Here is a 22,192-nt window from a genome sequence, read left to right as displayed (position 1 = left end):
TTAATGATGAAAATAGTTCAAGCAATAAAGAAGCCTAATGAGTCTTTTGTACTCACTGATTCAAAAAAACTAGAAGAACCTTTAGTGTTGGTTTTTGGTAATAGATATATGTTAGAAAGTGAACATATTTATGATGAGGTAAAACAGTTGTTCCCGAACGGGCATATTGTTTTTGGTACAACCTCTGGTGAAATTATAGATGATAATGTTTTAGACGGATGCGTTGTTTTAACTGCTATAGAATTTGAAAAAAGTTCCATACTGGTCAAAAGAAATAATGTAGCAGATTTTAAAAATGATGATAAAAAACTAGGAGAGAGTCTTATAGCAGAATTCCCTAAAGAGAATTTGAAACATTTATTTGTAATATCGGAAGGTAGTACCGTTAATGGAAGTGCTCTTATTGAAGGACTCGAACATTTAGGTAATACACATTTCGGACTCTCTGGTGGATTATGTGGTGATGATGATCGTTTTGAAAGAACGTTGGCAGCTTATAACGAAAACCCTAAAGAAGGTGAAATAATAGCTATAGGTTTTTATGGTGATACCTTAGAAATTACAAGTTCTAATTACGGGGGTTGGACCACTTTCGGACCAGAACGTATTATTACAAAATCAGAAGGTAATATACTATATGAGTTAGATGGTAAACTTGCATTAGATCTTTACAAAACCTATTTAGGTGAAAAAGCAGATGAGTTGCCAAAGTCTGCATTGCTATACCCGTTGAGCGTTAAGGTGAGCGAAGATGCTGAACCTTTGGTGAGAACGATTCTTAGTATAGATGAAAAGGAGAATACTATGACACTTGCAGGTGACATTCCAGAAGGAGCAAGGGTTCAATTAATGATGTCTTCTGTAGATGATATAGCAAATGGAGCTTTTCATGCAGCAGAGCTCGCTATGGGTGGTAGAATAAAGTCTCCAGAACTTGCATTATTGATTAGTTGTATTGGCAGAAAGTTGGTCATGGATCAACGTACAGAAGAAGAAATCGAAGAAGTTAAATCGGTAATTGGAGATAGTACGGTAATAAGCGGATTTTATTCCTACGGCGAAATGGCACCTTTTAGTGGTCAAGATAGTTGTAAATTGCACAATCAGACCATGACTTTAACCTTATTTAGCGAATAATGCATTCCCTGTTAAAAAGACAAATTCGAAAATATTTACCTGAAGATATAGAATCGCATCCTGCATTGGTACCCTTTTTAGATGCTGTAGAAAAGTCGTATGAAAATTATGATGATAAATTTTCTATGCTTCATAGAGCTTCTACGATAAGTTCAGATGAATTATTTGAAGCCAATAAAAAATTACGAAAAGAGGCTGACCAGCAAAAAAAAATTCTAGTATCCCTAGAAAATACTATTCGTAGTCTTACGGAGAACTTAAGTGAAGAACAACTTTTCGGTGAAAATGTTAAAGATGACTTCAATGCAGAAGATTTGGCCGCATACATAAGTAATTTGGCAACGAAGGTTTCTGAGATGACTACAGAAAAAGATAAACTTCTAAAGAGTTTAGAAAGCCAAAATCAATCTCTAAACAACTATGCGCAAATGGTTTCGCATGATTTAAAATCGCCCATAAGAAACATCAATGCGTTAATGAGCTGGATAATGGATGATGAGAAAGAAAAGTTTTCTGCGGTCAGTAAAGACAATTGCTCATTGGTATCGCAGAACCTTACTAAGATGGATAAGCTAATTACAGGCATTCTTAACCATGCAACCATGGGCGAAACTGAAGAACATAGGGTTACATTTAGTTTAGAAGAGAGCTTAAAAGATATTGAACAAACTATTTATGTTCCTGAAAATATATCTTTTGAGTATGCAGATAACTTACCGCAAATGGTTTTTGAAAGAGCTCGCTTAGAGCAGTTGTTCATGAACCTTTTTACCAATGCCGTTACCGCAACAGAAAATGTTGAAAAAGGAGTTATATCAGTTGGTTATGAGCCAGATGACGCCTATTGGAAATTTAGTGTTTCTGATAATGGCAAGGGAATACCAGAAAAACATCAAAAAGGAATTTTTGAAATGTTTAAAAAGCTGGAGACAGCCAATAATGCTACCGGCATCGGACTTGCAATTGTGAAGAAAATTGCAGTACTTTATGAAGGCGATGTTCGGTTAGAATCAGAAGAAAACGTTGGTACTACGTTTTATATCACATTAAAAAAGAATTCATGATAGAACAACCTAACCTTAATTATGTAGACGAGCTCGCTGGTGACGATATTGCTTTCAGAAATCAGTTTCTTGATATCATTAAAATGGAGTTTCCTTTAGAAAAAGAAGAGTACTTTGGTCATGTAAAAAATACGAGAGTAAAAGAAGCTGCCGAAATCGTTCATAAGCTAAAGCATAAGTTCAATATTTTAGGAATGGAAAATTCTTATAAGCTAGCAGTAGCCTATGAAATGGAATTATTGAACGGAAAGCACGGTAGTCAATCTAAATTCGTTGAAGTATTAGATACTATTGAAGAATACATTAAAACTATTTAAATGAACTGTATTATAATCGATGATGAAGCTACGGCAAGATTAGTTGTTAGGCAACTTTGTTCAAAAATACCCGAGCTTGATGTTATTGAAGAATTTGACAACGCCATTTCGGCAATCAAGTTTTTAAATCAACAGAATATTGATGTAATTTTTCTAGATATTCACATGGCTGGTTTTAGTGGTGTCGATTTTATACAAACACTTAAAGATCCACCAAAAGTAGTTATGACTACTTCTGACACCGATTTTGCAATAGCTGCTTATGAATATGAATGTATCGTTGACTACTTAGTAAAACCGATTACGTTAGAGCGCTTTGAAAAAAGTATAGAAAAAATTAAGAATACTTCTGCTAAAAAGCCACAAACGCAGGCAGCAACACAACAAAATTCATCTGAAGGTGAAGATTTGTATATTAATATTGACAGAAGGTTGATTAAGTTGAAACTCAATGAAATTTTGGTTATTGAAGCCAAAGGCGATTACATTGATATTAAAACAGAGAAAGAAGAACACAGGGTACATACTACCTTGAAAAAAATAAAAGATAAATTACCTGAAAAGTTATTTATTCAAATACACCGATCTTATATCATCAACTTTACCAAAATTATTGATATTGAGGATAATAGTGTGCTTATAGCTAAAAACGTGGTACCCATAAGTCGATCTAATCGCCCAGAGTTAATGAGGCGATTAAATTTGCTTTAAGTTTTTTAAACCATTATCTACCAATTTTCGTGGTAAATCTTTTTGAATATTTCTGCTAGCTGAACTTTATTTACCGGCTTTATTACATACCCTGTAAGCTCTTCAAAGTCAGAGGCTCTTTTTATATCGCTATCGCGCATAGATGAGCTAACCATGTAAATATTAATGTTATTAATAATTTTAGGTTTTAGTTTTTTGAATTCGTTTAAAAAGCCCCAACCATCTAAAAATGGCATATTAATATCTAAAAATATAACCTCTGGTAATTCAACCTTTTCTTCAGTACATTTTGAGATATATTCAACAGCTTGTTCTCCGTCTGTAAATGTTGTAACCACCAAATCTTTTGATAATTGATGTATGGTTTTTTCCATTAAATACAAGTACAGTTCGTCGTCATCTACTAGTAAAATGTTTGGTTTTGTGTTCATTTTTCGAATATTAATTTAAATGTAGTTCCTTGGCCTACTTTACTATCTATTGTTATTGTTGCATTAAGTGCTTCTAATTGAGATTTCACCAAAAAAAGTCCCATCCCTTTACCAGAGATGTTTCTATGAAAGCGTTTGTATAGTTTAAAGACATTATCGCCATGTCTTTCTAAATTTAATCCTATTCCATTATCTCGTACATACAACACCTTTTGCTTATTTTCTATTGCAGATTCGAATTGTATGTACGAAGAGACATTTTCTCTTCTGTATTTAATAGCATTAGATATGAAATTGTGAACAATACTCTGTAAATAGAATTTAGAATATGAAATATGGTTCCAAGCCGCTAAATTAAGTTGAACTTCAAAACCAGAATTATCTAAAAGTGTTTCTGTAAATTCATTTTTAACCTCAAGTATCAATTCTTGTAAATCGATATCAACTATTTTTATTTCTTTAGTATCAAGTATAGATACATAGTCATTTATGTCTTCTGTCAAGTTTGTTATGCTTTTGGCTACTTTATCTAGCTTGGGCAGTAACTGATGTAATAATTCTGGATTTTTTTCTTTTTGTATCATCTCAACAATTACAGACATACTTGTAACTGGTGAGCGTAAGTTATGAGAAATTAAATAGTTGAAATCGCTTAACTGCTTATTTCTAATTTCTAAGCTATTGTTCATTTCATTGACCATTACATTATTCTCTTCTAATTGGTCTTTACTTCTAGTCAATAATATATTTTTGCTTTCTAGTTCTTTATAGAATAATTCTTTTTGTTCTCTATTTTTTTGGTAGATATATGATAATCCAAAAAGAACTAGAATTGTGATAATATTAAATATCATCAGACTTTCATATACAGGTGATAGGTAATCTTCGAGAACACTTGGTGGTGTTTCTTGCGCAAAAACCCAATTGGTAGGTGTTATTACAGTTAACGAGTCTTTAGAACTACTACCATAAGGCTTTAGCGGTCCACTTAACATTAAGGCTTGTTGAGACCAAATGTGATCGCCATCGACATAGGTACTATCTTTAGTTAAAGTCTTGAATTTGGCAGAGCGAATCTCAGATAAAATTTTTCCTTTATTGTCGATTTCATAAGGTATGTCTATAGAAGATGTACTCGCAGTTATGATATTTGAATTTTTATCTAATAGATATATATTGTTTTGTACGATTCGCGACTTCAATTGATCAAGAATTCGCTTCATTTTAAAATTGATTACTACTAAACCAATTTGATTATTTTCGATATCGAAAATTGGAGCAATACCTCTAATTACGGGTTTGTAAGGTTTTTCTATAACCCCATTTTCTCGATTCAAACCAATTTGAGATAAATACAATTCATTGCGTTTTAATGCAAGACCAGCTTTTACATAATCTCGTTCTCGCTTATTTTGTAAGTTCCCTACCACTATAGAATCTGTGCCTTGTCGAACAGCTCTAAAGATTTCTTTACCATGTAGATCGAGTATACGAAATTGGTCGTAATCTGTAATTTTTTTTATCATTTCTAAATACGGTAGCATTATAGCTTCATGCCGCCCCATGGGATCAAAATCTTTTGGATATTCTAAAGTTGACCAATAGTGGGTATTATTCAGAAAAGAATGTAATTGTTTTTTAAAATTAATTATTTTGAATGATGTAGCTCGTGACTGAAATTCTGATAATTGCGCTATTTGTTTTTGCTTCTGTGTATAGTATAGAAACACGGTTAAAGCCAATAAAGGAATATAAAGGCCAATTAACATTTTAAAAACTCTTTTCCACATATAAGCTCGATTAGAGTTTCATTTTCAATTGTATCTCTCGAATAATAAATGCGTCTTAGACTCACACTAAAGTAAGTAAAATTCTTACAAAATTGATTTTTTATCTATAAAATTTAGTGCTGAACACCTTATTTTGTAAGTATTTTTAAAAGGATTACAAGAAATATATATAAGCTTCAACAATTCTATTTAACTCTTTAAAAGTTTTTCTATAAATATTGAAATAAGTATATGTTAAAAATTAATTATGTAGCCGTATTAAAACTAATCTAAGTTTAACTTTTTGTGGAATAATGGTTTACTTAGAAACAACCATTTTGCTTTTAATCCGATTTCGGTAAACTCGAATCCGGCTGCTGTGGCAGAGGCGATATTACTATACTTGCCATACACATTTAAGCTAAATCGTTTCGAGAATTGACGTTGTACAGAAGCTTCAGCCCTAAAAATAGCCGTTTTAGCATCATCCTCCACTTGTTGAATACCTGTGGCGGCACTAGCCATATACGTTGTTTTTTCTGAGATGTTACCTCGTATATCTGCAAATAATTCGACTGCTTTGTATACTTCTGGACTAAAATAAATGGTAGGTACTTGGTCTTTAAATGTAATATACTGAAAGTTAACTCCCATTTTTAATGCAGGTTTACGCAGAACATTATAATATAAAGAGGTAAATAATAAGTTTCTAACGTTATCATCGCTCTGTTGGGTGTGCATTAGTTGCGTATACCAACCAAAATTTACATTAGTACCAAGGTTATAATTAAGTCCGTAATGGTTTTGTACAATTTCACGTTCTATTAATTCAGCGTTAAAACTCTGTACTTCTCTTTGATACCCAAGTGTTAAGTTTTGCAATTTAAAAGGTTGCATGTCTAATTTAATATCTAAAACCGGTTGTGTATATGCATCATCTAAAAACCTAGAGTTGTTTAAACCTAGTACCGTCTTTAGCACCGTTTTCGGAAATAATTTGTATTGTAAGCCGGCCAATAAAACATGAGAGGTTGCTTTATTATCGGTAACACTATTTTCTGTTGTTCTAAAAAAGTAAGAAACCGTAGTTCTAAATTTTGTGCTAAAAGGGACATCAACAGTAGTATTGGTAAAAAATGCGACATTATTACCATTGTCAAAAGTATAGGCTGCATGCTCTTCTATGGTCGGTGTATGCATTAAATTCAGCTTCTCAATAAAGCCTTTGGCATCCTTTTGATTTTCATAAAATTTTAGTGTTTGGTTCGCCATAAAGTAAGCTGGTAAAATTTTGTCAGATGCGAATAATGCATTTGCCTTACCCAAGTTACCATCAAAAGAAGCGCTGTCATTAACTAGAATTCTATCATAACTTTCAACACTAGATTTTGCATCACCGGTGTATAACCCTAAGGTGGCTTTTAAAGCTAAAATCCAATTTTTATTAGGGTAATGAACTTCTAGACTATCAATCTTATTTCTGGCAGAAATAAACTTTCTGTTCCATATTAAAGCTTGAACATAGCGATCATAAGTGCTTTCGGTTAATTTAATATCATCAATTTTATCAACCTTTACTGTAGCTGTTTTAGAAATAATAAGTGCCTCTTTATCATTTTCATCGATATGTTCTGCCAGTGCGATACCGTTTAAAGCCGTAATAGAATCTTTTGGGGTAGTTGCATATCTAACATAAATATCTTTTGCCTTGTCTGCCTCTTTTATAATGAGATACAAGTTCGCCAAATTGATTAATACATCTTTATCTTCAGGAAAATCTTCAAAAATCTTTTTTAAAGTTTGCTCTCCTTTACCATATTGCTGATTGTTTACAAACTGATTTGCATAACCTAAACGCATAAATTTTCGAGAGACCTTTGCACTTGCATTTTCTGGATCTAGCGCAATTGCTTTTTCAACCCAACTTAATGCCAGTTCATATTCTTTTAAATTACTTAAGGTATTGGCATACCCTAATACTGCACCGAATTTAGTCGGAAATTTTTCTACCAAATCTGCATACAAAGGTTTTGCTTGTTCATACTCTTTCGCCCATAAATAAGATTCGTTGTAATTAATTAAAATTTCAAAATCACCAGGGTAGTCTTTTAAAAGGTCAGCGAACAAACCAGTTGATTTTTGTGGTTCTCCACTCAAACCAACTGCACGACCATAACAGAGCAATGCCGTTTTATTATTTGGGTCTGTTTTAAGATAGTCACCAAAAAAAAGTTCTGCTTCTTGAAAATCACCTTTCTCTAATAAACCAAAGCCTTTGGTCATATCAGATTGTGCCTTTAAGAAGGATGAGGTTAAAAGAATAAGGAATACTAAATTACGAATCATTCAAAGTGAGATTAATACTACAAATACCTAACGGTAATTATTGCGATTTATTTGTCTTTTTCAATATTGTAAAGATAAAATTGACTTCACCATTACCGAAGTACGATAATTGCTATTCGTCTACAGTAAATGGTCAACGACCTAAAGCCCTTATAATTTAAGGTTAGCCTTTATGATATTTGATGTAGAACCAAGTCAATATTTAGACTTAAAAAAATATGATTATGACAGCTATTAGACTAGTACTATATAACATATCTCCTGAAAAATTATTTATTGGAAGCGTACTTGTCGTAAATGGTGGTAATTATCTATATAATCTTATTTTGGGTAGATTGCTTGGTCCGGCTGTATATAGTGAGGCTGCTTTGCTAATTACTTTCCTATTGGTGCTTTCTTTTTTAGGTATGACTTTTCAACTTGCTACCGCTAAGTTTGCAATCTTGTTCAGCAATGATGATTGGGTTGCTTTAGAACAAATGCTCTATAAATATGCTTTAGGTTTTGGTTTACTAATAGGTATTCTACTATTTGCCTTTGCAGATAATTTACAAGAATTATTTCATACAGAATCTTCTTTATTATTTAAGACCTTCGCTGTTTCAGTGCCTTTATATTTTTTTGTGTCGGTCAATAGAGGTAAATATCAAGGCAAGCAAGATTATCAGAAATTATCGCTTACATACCAAGCAGAAATGTGGGGAAGATTGGTGGTTACACTTGCTTTATTGTGGGTAGTGCCTTTTAAACCAACTTTTTTAGTAGCATTAGGTATCGCATTGTCGTTTGTTTTCGGGTTGATTCCTACCGATTTTAATATAAAGAGAATCATTAAAAAGTTTAAGTTGTCTAAAGAAAATAAAAGAAAAGTAATGACTTTTATAGCACTGACCGCCTGTTATGAACTAACCCAAATTATAATAAATAATAGTGATATTCTTTTAGTAAAACACTATTTCGATACCTTCAATGCCGGACTCTATTCTTCTTTAGCCTTAATTGGTCGTGTCGTTTATTTTGTCGCTTGGATGTTCGTAATGCTATTATTGCCTACCGTTGTTCAAAAACAAAAAGATGGAGAAGCAACAGCTCCTATATTAATAAAATATGTTAGTTATATTAGTCTATTAGCTATCGCTATAATTTTCTGCTGTGCGGTTTTTCCTGAATTCATAGTTCAATTAATGTTTGGCGAAGCTTATGTTTCAATGGCACCGTTATTATGGCAATATGCCTTGGCGACTTCTTTATTCGCAATTTCAAATATTTTTGCCTATTACTTCTTGTCGCTAGATAAATATATACCTGTAATACTTTCTGGAGTTTTGGGTATATCGCAAATTGTCATGATCATGTTCTTTCATAGTACATTATATATGGTGGTACAAGTTCAAATAATAGCCATGGTTGCTTTGCTGGTGGCTCAACTACTATATTTTGCTCATAATAACATACTGAACAAGACCTCTTAATACTTTAATATTAGGTGAGTCTAGCCCGAAGAAATCCCCCATCTTCGGGCTTTTTCAATTATTATAGTTTCAGATTATTTAAGAAGTATCAATTGTATTACCGATAAATCAATTTTAAGAATGGCTTAACCAATAAGAACTTCCATTCGTCTACAGTAAGGCTTCATCCACCTAAAATCACCTGAAAATCCTACATCATAGTTAGATATTTGTAGAAGAAATAACCCAATAGTATAGTAAACCTTAACCTATGAGACTTGCAATTGTAACTGCCTACCCACCAAGTAAAGTAACATTGACGGAATACGGTTATCACTTGGTGAAAAATTTTAGACTTCAAAAAGAAGTAACAGAAATAATTTTAATTACCGATAAGACGGAAGGTGAAAAAGACCTTAGTTTTAATGAAAACGGATGCAAGATAACCGTTAAGGAGTGTTGGAATTTTAATGATTACAAAAACATATTTAAGATTAACCGTGCTATTTCACAAACAAAGCCCGATGCTGTACTTTTTAATCTGCAGTTTTTAAAATTCGGAGATAAAAAAATTCCCGCAGCACTTGGTTTAATGTTACCATTAATGTGTAAGCTAAAACGCATACCTACTATTTCTTTACTACATAATATATTAGAGCAAGTAGATTTAGAGAATACTGGTATTACCTCAAATAAAGTGCTGCAGAAAGTTTATAACGGTATAGGTAATGTATTAACAAGGTTTGTATTGGCTTCAGATGTTGTTGCGGTAACTATTAGTAAATATCAATCTATTTTAGAAAACAAATATCAATCTAGAAATGTGGCTTTAATTCCGCATGGCTCTTTTGAAACTCCGCCAACCCCAGATTATAGTTTACCTGCAGGACCAAAAAAAGTAATGGCTTTTGGTAAGTTCGGTACGTATAAACAGGTCGAAATAATGATTGAAGCGATCGAGTTAATTAGACAACGTACGAATGAAGATATAGAAATTGTAATTGCAGGTACAGATAGTCCAAATACACCTGGTTACTTAGAAAGTATGAAAAAGAAATATGCTCATGTAAAACAGTTAGTTTTTACGGGTTATGTTGCAGAAGAAGATGTACCAGAATTATTTGGTGAAAGCGCTGTAGTTGTTTTTCCATATACATCAACAACTGGTAGTTCTGGTGTATTGAACCAAGCTGGTAGTTATGGTAAAGCGGTTGCGTTGCCAGATTTAGGTGACCTTAGTATACTTGTAAAGGAAGAAGGCTATAAAGGAGAGTTCTTCGAACCTGAAAGTGCAACTTCATTGGCAGGTGCCATTGAAAATATTTTAATGCATGATTCTTATAGAACATATTTGGCTAAAGCTAATTATAGAGCAGCGTGTTCTTTTCCAATGGAAGATATTACGAAAATGTATGTAGAATATTTTAAAGTATTACAAGTTGCAAAACTTAAAGGGTTCACTTTAGATGTACCCATGGTTGAAAAAGAATTAATGGCATAAACTTTTTGGTTAGGTTTTGTGAAAAAGGGGGTAGTGTGGTTAGCTACTCTCTTTTTATTTTTTCTAAAAGGTTTTTCATAATGTTTGATTTACTTTTTATTAAAAACAAGAAATATTACCATCAAGGTTTTATTTAGTGCAACTACTGGTTTTTAGTTACAAACCAAGCGTATAGATTTATTATTCTCAAAATAAAATTTTTAATTTTTTTATGAAAACTACAATTTTCACAAATTTCGACGTTATATGTAAGTAAAATCCCACTTGCTTAAACTATGAAAATATTAACAATAGATGATCAACAGCTTATTTTACTATCTGTTGAAAAAAGACTTACCGAACTAGGTTATGATGTAAAAACGGCTGATTCTGGTCAAAAAGGAATTGAATTATATGACGCGTTTGAACCAGATTTGGTTCTTGTAGATATAAATATGCCAGATATGTCTGGGTTAGATGTTGTTAAGCATATTAAAGAAGGTTCTAAAAAAGAAACCCCTGTTTTGGTAATGTCAGGTAATACCGATGAAACCATTATTACCGATGGCTTTACTTTAGGCATCGACGATTATATGAAAAAACCAGTGAGTTTGTCTGAAATGGCAGCTCGTATCAAAAGACTTATTGGCGCCCCGGTAATTGAATTAAATTCTCAAGATTCAAATAGTGGCAGAATGCTACAAAAAAACTGTGTTGGCGTTGTTATACCTTGTTATAATGAAGAAGAACGTCTTTTAGGTAAAGAGTTCAGAGACTTTGCACACAGTAACCTTGGCTACCATCTTTGCTTTGTAAATGATGGTAGTACCGATAAAACCTTGGAAGTTTTAGAAGAATTAAAGAAAGGCAACGAAAGCAATATCAGTATTTACGATTGCGAGAAAAATGGTGGTAAGGCCGAAGCGGTTCGTTTGGGTATGCTACACTTGGCAAAAGATCCTCAATTAGATTATATCGGATTTTTAGATGCTGATCTCTCTACCGATTTTAGAGATTTTGACGATTTAGTCGAAACTTTAGACAACTCTGAATTTAAGATAGTTAGTGGCTCGAGAATGAGTAGAATGGGTGCAGATATTACTAAAGAATCTGCGCGAAAGGTTATTAGTATGACTATAAACCTGATTATTAGAACCATTTTAAGAATGCCATTTAATGATACCCAATGTGGTGCAAAAGTGATGGATCGCTCAGTAGTTCCTTTACTTTTTAGTAAACCTTTTATTACCAAATGGTTGTTCGATGTTGAAATGTTTATTCGAATGAGAAAGTATTATGGTAAAACGGAAGCGAAAAAACTTATTTGTGAGCAGCCGTTAAAAAGATGGATACATGCCGATGGTTCTAAACTTTCAATGAAAGATTCTGTAAAGATTGTTGGTCAGTTGGCAAAAATCGCTTTTGTCTACAGATAAAATAAGTACTATCGAACCCCCGAAAACCCTATCAAATTCATGACAGCAATTAAATTGGCTTTAAAGCGTATCTCCCCAAAACATTTGTTTATGGGTAGTGCTGTGCTGGTAAATGGTGGCAACTATTTATACAATTTACTTTTAGGTAGATTGCTAGGTCCTGAGGCTTTTGCCGATGCCGCGCTTTTGGTAACATTACTATTAGTGTTGTCTTTTGTTGGTATGACTTTTCAATTGGCAACCACAAAATTTGCTGTGTTATTTACAGATTATACCTGGATCGCATTTAAGAATACTATGTATAGATATGCATTGGTATTCGGTGTATTTACAGGTATTCTTGTACTTATTTTTTCTAAAAATTTACAAGCACTTTTTAATACGCAAAACCATTACATGTTCATGATTTTTGCTGTCGCCATACCCTTATACTTTGTTATGAGTGTAAACAGGGGTAGGTTTCAAGGTAAGCATGACTTTGGTAAATTGGCAGGTACCTACCAAACAGAAATGTGGAGTAGGTTATTGATTACTTTTGCCTTATTGTTATTGGTACCCTTTGAACCGGGAATGTTAATTGCAGCGGGTATTGCACTTTCTTTCGTGTTTGGACTTTTTCCGTCAGATTTTAAAGGTGTTCAAGTTTTTTCTAAAGATAAATTAGCTGCGGTAGAATTAAAGCAAGTCTGGCTTTTTATTGGTCTTACGGCTGGTTATGAACTTACGCAGATTATTATAAACAATAGTGATATTCTATTGGTCAAGCATTATTTTGATGATAAACAGGCTGGCTTGTATTCATCATTGGCATTGATAGGTAGGGTAGTGTACTTTGTCGCTTGGATGTTTGTAATGTTATTAATGCCAACAGTCATTCAAAAACAAAAAGATGGCGAGCCAACGGCTCCTGTACTTTTTAAGTATGTATTTTTTATTGGTGGCTTATCGACCTTTATAGTTTTTGTATGCTTTCTATTTCCGAATTTGATTATTACGTTGATGTTCGGTGATGCGTATTTGTCTATTGCACATTTACTTTGGAAATATGCTTTGGCGACTTCATTATTCGCAGTCTCTAATATTTTTGCATATTACTTTCTGTCCTTAAATCAATATTCCCCTGTCATATTATCAGGTTTGTTAGGCTTTTCTCAAGTGGCACTAATTATGCTTTATCATGATAATCTTGAAACCGTAGTTCACATGCAAATTATTGCCATGGTTATACTATTGGTAGCACAGTTACTATTTTTCATCATCAAGAATAAAAAGGATTCATCAGCCTTAAAAAAACAAAATAATTTGGTCTAGCACTGCTTTTCCAAAACAAAATAACCCTGTATACTAAAATTTAGTTCAAATGAAATTAGCAATCGTAACCGCCTATCCGCCTAGTAAAGTAACTTTAACAGAGTATGGTTATTACTTGGTAAAACACTTTAGACTTCAAGAAGAAGTGACCGAATTAATTTTGATCACCGACCGAACCGATGAACCTAAAGATTTAAACTTTGAAGAAAGCGGTTGTAAGATTACGGTAAAGGAATGTTGGAGTTTTAATAGCTACAGCAATATCTTTAGTATTAGCAAGACTATTTCTCAAACAAAGCCAGATGCCGTATTGTTCAATCTTCAGTTTTTGAAATTCGGAGATAAGAAAATACCGGCGGCACTAGGTCTAATGCTTCCATTTATTTGCAAGTCTAAGGGTATACCAACAATATCACTTTTACATAATATTCTAGAACAGGTTGATCTAGAAAATGCAGGTTTTACTAAAAACAAGCTGTTACAAAGTATCTATAATTTCATAGGTACAACGTTGACCAAATTTGTACTGGCGTCAGATATTCTTGCCGTTACTATTAGTAAATATGTGTCAACGCTTGAAGATAAATATAAGGTTAAGAATGTAGCATTAATTCCGCATGGCGCTTTTGAAACTCCGCCAGAGCCAGACTTTAAACTTCCGGCTGGTCCAAAACAGGTGATGGCTTTCGGTAAATTTGGTACGTACAAAAAAGTAGAAATACTTATTGAAGCTGTAGAAGAAATTAGAGCTAGAACCAATGAAGATATAGAAATCGTTATTGCAGGTACAGATAGTCCTAACACCCCTGGTTATTTAGAAGAAATGAAACAGAAATATAGCCACGTGCCTCAAATTAGGTATACAGGTTATGTAGCAGAAGAAGATGTGGCGAAAATATTCGATGATAGTGCGGTAACTGTATTCCCATATACCTCTACAACAGGTAGTTCTGGTGTATTGCACCAAGCAGGTAGTTATGGTAATGCCGTTGCCTTACCAGATTTAGGTGATTTAAGTGTTTTAGTTAAGGAAGAAGGGTATGTAGGCGAATTTTTCGATGCACATGATACTTCATCTCTGGCAAATGCAATTGAGAAAATTATTACCGATGATGCTTATAGAATTCAATTGGCGAAACAAAATTATAAAGCGGCATGCTCTTTACCAATGTCTGCAATTACTCAAATGTATATAGACTACTTTAAGGCTATACAGAAATCGAAAGAAACCGGTTTCAATATAGATATAGCAACTATGGAGAAGAAATTGGTTCATTAAGAATCGATATGGTTAGTATTTGAGGGCTGGTGTGGTAACCAGCCTTTTTTTTCCTCATTTTTCGATAGCTATTATTGAATTGGATAGCGCATAAAAATGGCTATTTACTTTTTTATCGCTAGTTCAAAATATGCTGGTTTTTTATTTCCTAAAGAATCTAAACAACCAAAGAAATGTTGTTTTTTGGTTTTCCAAGGTAGGCTACCAGCAACCGAACTAGGTACTTTTTCAAAATCATAGAGCGTCCAAAATAAAAAGGGAATGTTTTCTTTTTCTAAATAGCCTTGCATTTCTTTGTAATAAGCTGCTTGTTTTTCATCAGAACCTAAGAATCCGCTCCACATACCATCATAAGAAGAGTCGCCATATTCTTGTAAAACAATGGGCTTATTGGGTGTTAAGTATTTCAAAATCTTATAAGATTCTATAAAGTATTGCGGTTTTTTATAATAGTGAAAAGAAATAAAATCTACTTCATCCGATAGGTTTAATGCTGCTTCTGGGGTAGACCAACCAATGGTTATAGGGTTCTTTTTATCCCATCTTCTAATTTCTAAAATCATTTGATTCAACCATTGAATTACCGTATTCTCTCCTCGAGAATCAAAATCTAGGTCGGGTTCATTTTTTATATCCCATCCTAAAAGGGCAGGGTGGTCTTTAACCGCATTTACAATCGCTTCTGCATGTCTGTGGGTGAGTGTCCAGTTAGAAATATCATAATCCCCATAGAAATCAAATAAAGTAATCAAAACATCTAATTTGTGTTCTTGTGCTTTATCCAATAGTATCTTTAAAAGTTCAAGTTTTTTTTCATCGACCCTGTTTTTTCCAAAATCTTCATATTGTAGAAATACACGAATCGTATTTAAACCCATATCTTGAATGATCTGAAAATCTTGATCAATTATAGTATCATTAAATCTTTTACCAAAAGTATCCCAAGGGGAATCTTTAGGGTAGTAGTTAATGCCTTTCTGGTTCTTTATTTTTTTAAGTTTTGGCGCTATGTTCCGTTCAATTACTTCAACTGTATCTGCAGGCGTAGGTATTTCTTTTAAGTGTCTAATACGCCAAAATCCGTCTTCTAAAAGCATCATGACTTGGTAGCTGGTCGTATTTTTTTCTTTGAGAATAAGTGTTTCACCTTCGTACGTTTCTTGGTACTCTTCAACATTATAATCTTTGAAGACGACCATGGTACCATCGGCAGTATAAAAATCTAAAGCAGAATTGTGGTTTAAGGTTGTACGCTTGTACCAGTGGTTATTCTTTTTGTTGAGGTCAATGTTATCGTAAAGTCTAGCTCTTGCACTATCGGTGTAAAAATCTTCAATACCGTAACGGTCATTTTTCTTAAATGCGATATTACGAACGTGCCATGCGTTCATGTAATCGTTGGTAATTTCGCCCAATGCTTGCTCTTCCATTGGCCGCCCTGGGTTATCTAAATTTGACCATTCTAGATTAGGTTTATACACATCTTCCATAGGTACTTCTAAATGCAGCATAGAAGTTTTATCTGCACCGGTATTCATAAATGCCCATGCAGCGCCTATTCCGTAAAGAATAAGTCCGTTGATAGCCAAAAAGGTGACTATTAATACGGTTCTGTATAATGTTTTATTTAACTGTATCGCCATGTATACTTTTTGTAAATTCTTTTGTGATGCCTGCAGCCGTTATTTTAAAGACATAATCACCATCCGGTAAAAAATACTCGCCCAAGAAAATATTACAAACCCCACTTTTAGTAGTTGTTATTTTAGATTCTATAAACTTTCCTTCTGTATCATAAATTTTTAGTTGTAATAGGAGTCCGTCAGGAATAAGCTGTTTCATAAAGCTCTCGAACGGACCAATATCTATATTTCTATTTCCTTGTGAGAAATGAACAGGATAGTCTTTTATGGCAGCTTTAAACTCAAATGCTGTGGTATTACTTTCTGCGGCACCAGTTACAAAAGCCTGTATCTCCCAAGAAGAGGCTTTATCTGGATGTAGTGTTTTCGCCTCGGCAATACCGTTTATAGTAGTACCGATAGTATACAGATAAGAGTCATCTTCATTTTTAATGACAAAGGTTACCAAGGTGCCATTGGTGACCACATTACCAAATTCATCTTTTATAATATCTGATGTAAACGTTACAATTTGATTGCCATCTGCAAAGTTGTGCGCACTAGAACTGCTGATGTTAAAGTTGACCGCATTCGCAGGATAAACAATTGTTGCCAGTTCTTTTGAAGTGGTACCGTTACATTCAGATGTAACCAATATTCTCCCCGATTTTAAAGTAGATGCAACATTGTACCAAGCAATAAAGCTTTCCGTGGTTATTTTTAACTCGTCGATATTCTCTAAAAATTGATATTTAACCGTTACCTCGGTGCCATCATCTAAGGGGTTGTCATAAGCATCGGTTGGCGATATGGTCAGCATAGAGAAGTCATTTCTGCCTGCGGTAACGCTTCGTGGTCCAAAATACGATTCTATATAGGTGGCTTTCGTTGCGTTCGTTGCAATTTCATGAGTGCCATTGCGTAAGGTCACATCGTGTAATAATAACTTCCATCGAAACGGACCCGCAATTCTAGTAAAGTTTGTAGGGACGTTAAAAGTGATGTTTTGATCAGTTGAAATCTCAGGATTTAATAACACATTACCGTATGCATTTTTTATTTGTAGCTTATAATTTGCATTCGGTATATCTGTACTAAAAGCCAAAGTAATAGCCTCGCCTGCTACACTCGTATTTGTTGTTGTAATTAATGCAGTATTTGGGGTGTTCGTTTCCTTTGGTTGTTCTTTCTCTTTACTAGAACAACCAAGCAGTACAAGACTTAAAATCATTAAAATTTTAATACGCATACTATTTAGGATTACCGATATAACTGTTAATCTCAAACTTTATGTACTCATAACCTTTTCCTTTAAAAGGCTGTGCTTGCTGCATACCATGTTCTAATTTTCTATTGGGGAATAATTTATCGGCTATGGCTTTATTAGGCGAACCGTTTACGAAGCAATTTTCTAAACTACTACTTACAACGGCTAAACTATCCAAATCTAAAGGTTTGTAATTAAAGAACTGCTTACGCTGTATTCGTACCCCTTCGGTTACAAATTTATGATCTACCCAAAGTAACTTGCCCTCTGCATCATAATACGAAATTATAAGTTGCGGTATAGTTACTTCTTGCACGCCCGAATTAAATAGTACACCATTAAAACCTTGCTCTGTGTATACCAAATCTTGTAAAGCAACATGCTTATACAAATCAGTATTGGCAGTGTTACCTGCAGATTGCAAATTGAATTTTGTAGGTTGTTCTTCGAAACTAACGGGAGTAAACTCGTCTGGATTAAAAGTTGGCGGTAAAGTGTCTTTGGTAGAAGACCACGCTATACCTTCAAAGTTAATTTTGAACGTTGTTGTTTCTTTTGGCATCAACTTATGTTTAATTTGATGCTTGGCGTTGTAATTCGCTAATTCTTTGTTGTTATCATTATACAAGGTTGCTTTTATGACAATATCTGCAGGAGTATTGTCAACATTTTGTAACTCGCCAATAATGCTATATTGCCCTTTAAATTTTACCAGTTTAGCAGATAAAATTTCTAGTACAGGCTGTTTTAATACATCTTCATGATAGGTTTCTTGGGTCGTAATTTTTCGTCTACCGTGGTTGTAATATGTTGTGCCGTTTGCTGTAAAAAGTTGATCTGGCGGAATGTCATTATCAACTTTTGATGATTTAATGTACCACTTATTTTTTCGCTTTACCAGTTCGTGGTGGTCGTTGTTGAAAACATTTTCTAATGGAGTGATCCACCTTGTTGATACTTTTGCTTTTGCGCCATTTTCGGTTTTATCGTAAATTTCAATACCTAATGAATCTAGTTTTGCATATGAACTTAAGATCCCATCGGTCACCGAAACCTCTAGCATATACTGGGCAATGTCTATATTTTGCTCTGGATCTATGTATGAATGTGCTCTAGAGAATTCTTTAAAATCTAAAGCATCATAATAAGATTCAACCACATTGTTCGGTGATAATTGCGTAACATTTTTAACGTAAAAAATGTACATGCCATAGCCCATACAAATCAATATTATCAATGCCCACCAATGTGAGAAGGTTAATAGCTTTGAGGGGAATTTATTGTACGGCAGTTCTAATTTCATAAAAGAATGCACCGGAACTTTTTTGGACTTTAAAAGCCGCACCCATATCATTTGAATATTTACGAATATGGCAATCAGTACTGTCGATAGCGGAATGATACCCCACATAATCTTCATTATGGTAGGTACATCTTGCTTGGGCATGATTTGCGGTATGGGTGCCACATTCAACTTCTCCCAAACCATAATACCGTTTTCTAATTGCTGCAGCCGTTGCCAGCCACAATAGTAGAGAATAGGGTCATAGAATTTATCGTTCGAGAAAATGTATTTTAAATTATATTTTTCAGGTACGGTCAAAAATTGCTGTAAAGATCCGATACCTTCAACACCTCTAAATTTAGAGTTTTCTATGCGTTCTATCGCTCTGGTAGTTAATTCGGGTAATCGCCGTGCAGAGTGGTAATTTCCATCTACGGTCATTGCGCCTGTTTGTGCAGATAACCATGCCATCTGATCACCGAAACCTAGTGGTAAATACCGCCAAGAATCATGCGAATCTGCCCCCAGAAAGTTGACAATGGGTAGCATCTTTATTTTAGCCGGCTGCGAGGGTCTAAAATAGCCCAAGGTCATGGTAAAAAGTACCATAAACAGCATTCCACCAGCAATTAATCCGCCTAAGACCCTATGATATACTCCGCCGAATCTTTCTTGAATCAGCACTTTTAAATCTCCTTCAACCATCCGGTAGGCAAATTCTGCGAATATGGGGAGTGCCATAATAGTTGCCCATAACGTAAACCTATCTAACGTAAGAATATTGAAAGCCATTTCACCCAACATCATACGCGGAATAGGAGTAGTGCCACCGGTTCCTAAAATTGTTAATAGCGCAAAAGACAATCCGAAGAACACATACCTTTTACTAAAATATCTGTAAAAGAAATAAGGCAGAATAAATAGAAATACTCCCCACGGAATTATAAAGAAAACAAGCCCTGAGGAAGTAATTTCCAAGAAATTATCTCTTGACCCATGAGGTATGGCTACCTGGGTAATAGGGTTTCTTTTAGAATTATACCAGTAAGGAAAAATACAGAATATGAGTAAAAATATTGCGGTACCACCAAACTTGGCTATGCGCCAAAAGTGCTGTAAAGTGGTGCCCCAAAATACTTTAAATGTAAGCGCTTTGTAAGATTCGACTTTTTCTCTAGCGGCATCCATAACCGCCATACCCATTAAAGGTGCGATGAAAAAGACCATACCAAAAAGCGGAGTTACATGATGTGAGGTAACGGTTACGGCAAGCATGGTCGCCGATGTTATAAAGTACCGCGTTTTGCCTGTTTTGATATACAGGTATATTTCGGTCATAGAATGAAGTAGTATCGATAATGCCGAGATGCTGGGTAATTGTCCGAAGATATGAAGGGTTTCTACAAATGTAGATGAGAAAACAGCCATAACTGCACCATAACCTGCTATTCGCCGGCTTCCGGTCATTAAAAGGGTAAACCTATATGCCCCAGTAATAAATAAGACAATTGCAATTAATGCAACGGTGTACATACCGAATTTTAAGCCGCCAATGTAAGAGAGAATACCAATAAGTTGATGTACTAATGGTGGGTACGACTGTACGGTAAAACCTGTATACCAGCGATATTCCCACGGATCAAACCAACTATTGGCATAGTGATCGGCGAAAAATAGGTGAATTAGTGCGTCGTAAGTAGACTCTAACGTAAAGAAAATAGCAGAACCATGAAAAGCTAGCCCTACGATTAAAGCTAATATTAAGAGGGTATTGGTTTTTTTTTCCAAAGGTTAAATTAGAATCAAATTCTATATAAAGGTATTAAATATATGAGATGATAAATACATTAAAAAGGGATTAGTTGAAATTTTAATAATAGAATACCTACAATATACCGTTCTGTTATTATCAATTCGTAATAATAGCAAGGACTATAATTTTAAAATTAAGTCGTTATCTAATGTTATAAACCACTCGTCTATAGTAAACAGTTATCCATCTTTTTTGAACCGAATTTGCCGTACGTGCCAAGTAAATTTGTAACCGTAAACCAAGCATAACCAAAATTATAGTAATGAAAATTCTAGCCATAGACGACCAAAAACTTATTCTACTTTCTGTTGAAAAACGATTATCGGAATTAGGTTATGAAGTAGAAACTGCTAATTCTATTGAATTTGGTATAAAATTATTTAATTCATTTAAGCCCGATTTGGTTTTACTAGATATGAATATGCCCGAAATGTCAGGTACAGAATTGGTTTCGTGTACCGGTACCGAGGTGGTGAAATATATTAGGTTATTCATGAAAAATGAAACGCCAATTCTTGTAATGTCCGGTAATACAGATGAGAAGCTTATTATGCAAAATTTTGATTTGGGCGTAAACGATTATCTGAAAAAACCGGTAAGCTTAGACGAAATGGCAGCTAGAATAAAAAGAATAATAGGTGCTCCTGAAAATAAGGGTGTCGTTACTTCGAAAATATCAGATACCCGTATACTACAAAAGAATTGTGTAGGTGTGGTGATACCTTGTTATAATGAAGAAGAGCGACTTTCTAGTGAGGAGTTTAAAGACTTTGCGCATAAAAACCTTGGTTACCACCTATGTTTTGTAAACGATGGCAGTACAGATAATACGTTGTCAGTGCTTCAGAAATTAAAAAAAGAAAATCCAGATAATATAAGTATTTATAATTGTAAGCAAAATGCAGGAAAAGCTGAAGCTGTAAGACTAGGAATTCTACATTTGGTAAAAGACCAACAGTTAGATTACATAGGGTTTTTAGATGCCGATCTATCAACAGACTTTAGAGATTTTGATGATTTGGTAAAAACTATTGAAAGTTCAGATTTTAAAATAGTAAGTGGTTCTCGTATCGCAAGAATGGGGGCTAATATTACAAAAGAATCTGCTCGCAAGATTATTAGTATGACAATCAACTTAATCATACAAACTATTTTAGGCATGCCTTTTAAAGATACCCAATGTGGTGCAAAAGTGATGGATCGCGAGATTGCTTCTAAAATGTTTAATAAGAAATTTGTTACTAAATGGCTTTTTGATGTAGAGCTGTTTATGAGAATGAAAAAGGATTTTGGTAAAACCGAGGTAAAAAGCATGATATGCGAGCAACCTTTAAAAAGATGGATACACGCCGATGGTTCTAAACTGTCTATGAAAGACTCGGTTAAAATTGTGGGTCAACTAGCACAAATCGCTGTTCATTACAGATAGTAAGACTTAAAATTTAGATTCCCATTTTTTAAGATATTCAAAAG

16 protein-coding genes are annotated in these 22,192 nt (G+C 34.1%); 10 read left to right on the top strand and 6 right to left on the bottom strand.

What is annotated here, in order from left to right:
- Positions 1-6: 6 nt before the first annotated feature.
- Genes ACEN2N_RS17070 through ACEN2N_RS17055 form a run of 4 tightly spaced genes read left to right on the top strand, consistent with a single transcriptional unit; the run spans position 7 to position 3,229 of the window.
- Complete coding sequence (locus ACEN2N_RS17070; protein ID WP_441825503.1) at positions 7-1,137, top strand: FIST signal transduction protein; 1,131 nt, start codon at positions 7-9, stop codon at positions 1,135-1,137.
- The gene (locus ACEN2N_RS17065) at positions 1,137-2,201 is read left to right on the top strand and encodes a sensor histidine kinase (protein ID WP_441825451.1); all 1,065 of its coding nucleotides are present in this window, start codon (positions 1,137-1,139) and stop codon (positions 2,199-2,201) included. The genes ACEN2N_RS17070 and ACEN2N_RS17065 overlap by 1 nt, the downstream gene beginning before the upstream one ends.
- A complete protein-coding gene (locus ACEN2N_RS17060; protein ID WP_441825450.1) occupies positions 2,198-2,518 on the top strand; it encodes an Hpt domain-containing protein in 321 nt (106 codons plus the stop codon). The genes ACEN2N_RS17065 and ACEN2N_RS17060 overlap by 4 nt, the downstream gene beginning before the upstream one ends.
- Complete coding sequence (locus ACEN2N_RS17055) at positions 2,519-3,229, top strand: LytR/AlgR family response regulator transcription factor (protein ID WP_441825449.1); 711 nt, start codon at positions 2,519-2,521, stop codon at positions 3,227-3,229.
- 17 nt (positions 3,230-3,246) lie between these two features.
- Here ACEN2N_RS17055 and ACEN2N_RS17050 read toward each other — a convergent pair whose 3' ends face one another.
- The 3 genes from ACEN2N_RS17050 to ACEN2N_RS17040 form a co-directional block, all read right to left on the bottom strand.
- Positions 3,247-3,660 carry a response regulator gene (locus tag ACEN2N_RS17050; RefSeq protein WP_441825448.1) on the bottom strand — a complete coding sequence of 138 codons (414 nt, stop codon included), beginning with the start codon at positions 3,658-3,660 and terminating at the stop codon, positions 3,247-3,249.
- Positions 3,657-5,450: an ATP-binding protein gene (locus ACEN2N_RS17045; protein ID WP_441825447.1), complete on the bottom strand. Its 1,794-nt coding sequence runs from the start codon at positions 5,448-5,450 to the stop codon at positions 3,657-3,659. Before ACEN2N_RS17045 ends, ACEN2N_RS17050 begins: the two co-directional genes overlap by 4 nt.
- Before the next feature lie 264 nt (positions 5,451-5,714).
- Positions 5,715-7,775 (bottom strand): tetratricopeptide repeat protein, encoded by a 2,061-nt coding sequence (locus tag ACEN2N_RS17040; protein ID WP_441825446.1) that lies wholly within the window; start codon positions 7,773-7,775, stop codon positions 5,715-5,717.
- Between the two features lie 224 nt (positions 7,776-7,999).
- Between ACEN2N_RS17040 and ACEN2N_RS17035 the strand changes: the two genes are divergently transcribed.
- The 5 genes from ACEN2N_RS17035 (at position 8,000) to ACEN2N_RS17015 (ending at position 14,732) form a co-directional block, all read left to right on the top strand.
- On the top strand, positions 8,000-9,247 hold the full coding sequence (locus tag ACEN2N_RS17035; protein WP_441825445.1) for an oligosaccharide flippase family protein: 1,248 nt from the start codon (positions 8,000-8,002) through the stop codon (positions 9,245-9,247).
- Between the two features lie 250 nt (positions 9,248-9,497).
- Complete coding sequence (locus ACEN2N_RS17030; RefSeq protein ID WP_441825444.1) at positions 9,498-10,727, top strand: glycosyltransferase; 1,230 nt, start codon at positions 9,498-9,500, stop codon at positions 10,725-10,727.
- A 275-nt stretch (positions 10,728-11,002) separates the two neighbouring features.
- Positions 11,003-12,142 (top strand): response regulator, encoded by a 1,140-nt coding sequence (locus ACEN2N_RS17025; RefSeq protein ID WP_441825443.1) that lies wholly within the window; start codon positions 11,003-11,005, stop codon positions 12,140-12,142.
- A 39-nt stretch (positions 12,143-12,181) separates the two neighbouring features.
- Positions 12,182-13,453 carry a sugar isomerase gene (locus ACEN2N_RS17020; protein ID WP_441825442.1) on the top strand — a complete coding sequence of 424 codons (1,272 nt, stop codon included), beginning with the start codon at positions 12,182-12,184 and terminating at the stop codon, positions 13,451-13,453.
- Positions 13,454-13,502: 49 nt separating this feature from the next.
- Entirely contained in the window at positions 13,503-14,732 is a 1,230-nt protein-coding gene (locus ACEN2N_RS17015) for a glycosyltransferase (RefSeq protein WP_441825441.1), read from the top strand.
- A 104-nt stretch (positions 14,733-14,836) separates the two neighbouring features.
- Here the strand turns inward: ACEN2N_RS17015 and ACEN2N_RS17010 are convergent, their stop codons facing one another.
- The 3 genes from ACEN2N_RS17010 to ACEN2N_RS17000 are packed head-to-tail and all read right to left on the bottom strand — an operon-like array spanning position 14,837 to position 20,694.
- Positions 14,837-16,375, bottom strand: a complete 1,539-nt coding sequence (locus ACEN2N_RS17010; protein WP_441825440.1) for a glycoside hydrolase family 2 TIM barrel-domain containing protein — start codon at positions 16,373-16,375, stop codon at positions 14,837-14,839.
- A complete protein-coding gene (locus ACEN2N_RS17005) occupies positions 16,356-17,603 on the bottom strand; it encodes a hypothetical protein (protein WP_441825439.1) in 1,248 nt (415 codons plus the stop codon). The genes ACEN2N_RS17010 and ACEN2N_RS17005 overlap by 20 nt, the downstream gene beginning before the upstream one ends.
- A 1-nt stretch (position 17,604) precedes the next feature.
- The gene (locus ACEN2N_RS17000; RefSeq protein ID WP_441825438.1) at positions 17,605-20,694 is read right to left on the bottom strand and encodes a hypothetical protein; all 3,090 of its coding nucleotides are present in this window, start codon (positions 20,692-20,694) and stop codon (positions 17,605-17,607) included.
- 287 nt (positions 20,695-20,981) lie between these two features.
- On the opposite strand from ACEN2N_RS17000, the gene ACEN2N_RS16995 reads away from it, so the two are divergent.
- Positions 20,982-22,148, top strand: a complete 1,167-nt coding sequence (locus tag ACEN2N_RS16995; protein WP_441825437.1) for a response regulator — start codon at positions 20,982-20,984, stop codon at positions 22,146-22,148.
- The last annotated feature ends 44 nt before the right edge of the window (positions 22,149-22,192 follow it).

It is taken from the genome of Maribacter spongiicola (assembly GCF_052119685.1).
In the GTDB taxonomy this organism is placed as follows: domain Bacteria; phylum Bacteroidota; class Bacteroidia; order Flavobacteriales; family Flavobacteriaceae; genus Maribacter; species Maribacter spongiicola_A.
This window is presented reverse-complemented; position numbering and strand designations above follow the sequence as displayed.

Bases quoted from the DNA above. Each gene is read 5' to 3' on its own strand.
- ACEN2N_RS16995 (WP_441825437.1), top strand. From the start codon at position 20,982: ATGAAAATTCTAGCCATAGACGACCAAAAACTTATTCTACTTTCTGTT.
- ACEN2N_RS17070 (WP_441825503.1), top strand. From the start codon at position 7: ATGAAAATAGTTCAAGCAATAAAGAAGCCTAATGAGTCTTTTGTACTC.
- ACEN2N_RS17050 (WP_441825448.1), bottom strand. From the start codon at position 3,660: ATGAACACAAAACCAAACATTTTACTAGTAGATGACGACGAACTGTAC.
- ACEN2N_RS17015 (WP_441825441.1), top strand. From the start codon at position 13,503: ATGAAATTAGCAATCGTAACCGCCTATCCGCCTAGTAAAGTAACTTTA.
- ACEN2N_RS17055 (WP_441825449.1), top strand. From the start codon at position 2,519: ATGAACTGTATTATAATCGATGATGAAGCTACGGCAAGATTAGTTGTT.
- ACEN2N_RS17030 (WP_441825444.1), top strand. From the start codon at position 9,498: ATGAGACTTGCAATTGTAACTGCCTACCCACCAAGTAAAGTAACATTG.
- ACEN2N_RS17020 (WP_441825442.1), top strand. From the start codon at position 12,182: ATGACAGCAATTAAATTGGCTTTAAAGCGTATCTCCCCAAAACATTTG.
- ACEN2N_RS17040 (WP_441825446.1), bottom strand. From the start codon at position 7,775: ATGATTCGTAATTTAGTATTCCTTATTCTTTTAACCTCATCCTTCTTA.
- ACEN2N_RS17060 (WP_441825450.1), top strand. From the start codon at position 2,198: ATGATAGAACAACCTAACCTTAATTATGTAGACGAGCTCGCTGGTGAC.
- ACEN2N_RS17010 (WP_441825440.1), bottom strand. From the start codon at position 16,375: ATGGCGATACAGTTAAATAAAACATTATACAGAACCGTATTAATAGTC.
- ACEN2N_RS17065 (WP_441825451.1), top strand. From the start codon at position 1,137: ATGCATTCCCTGTTAAAAAGACAAATTCGAAAATATTTACCTGAAGAT.
- ACEN2N_RS17005 (WP_441825439.1), bottom strand. From the start codon at position 17,603: ATGCGTATTAAAATTTTAATGATTTTAAGTCTTGTACTGCTTGGTTGT.
- ACEN2N_RS17035 (WP_441825445.1), top strand. From the start codon at position 8,000: ATGACAGCTATTAGACTAGTACTATATAACATATCTCCTGAAAAATTA.
- ACEN2N_RS17045 (WP_441825447.1), bottom strand. From the start codon at position 5,450: ATGTGGAAAAGAGTTTTTAAAATGTTAATTGGCCTTTATATTCCTTTA.
- ACEN2N_RS17025 (WP_441825443.1), top strand. From the start codon at position 11,003: ATGAAAATATTAACAATAGATGATCAACAGCTTATTTTACTATCTGTT.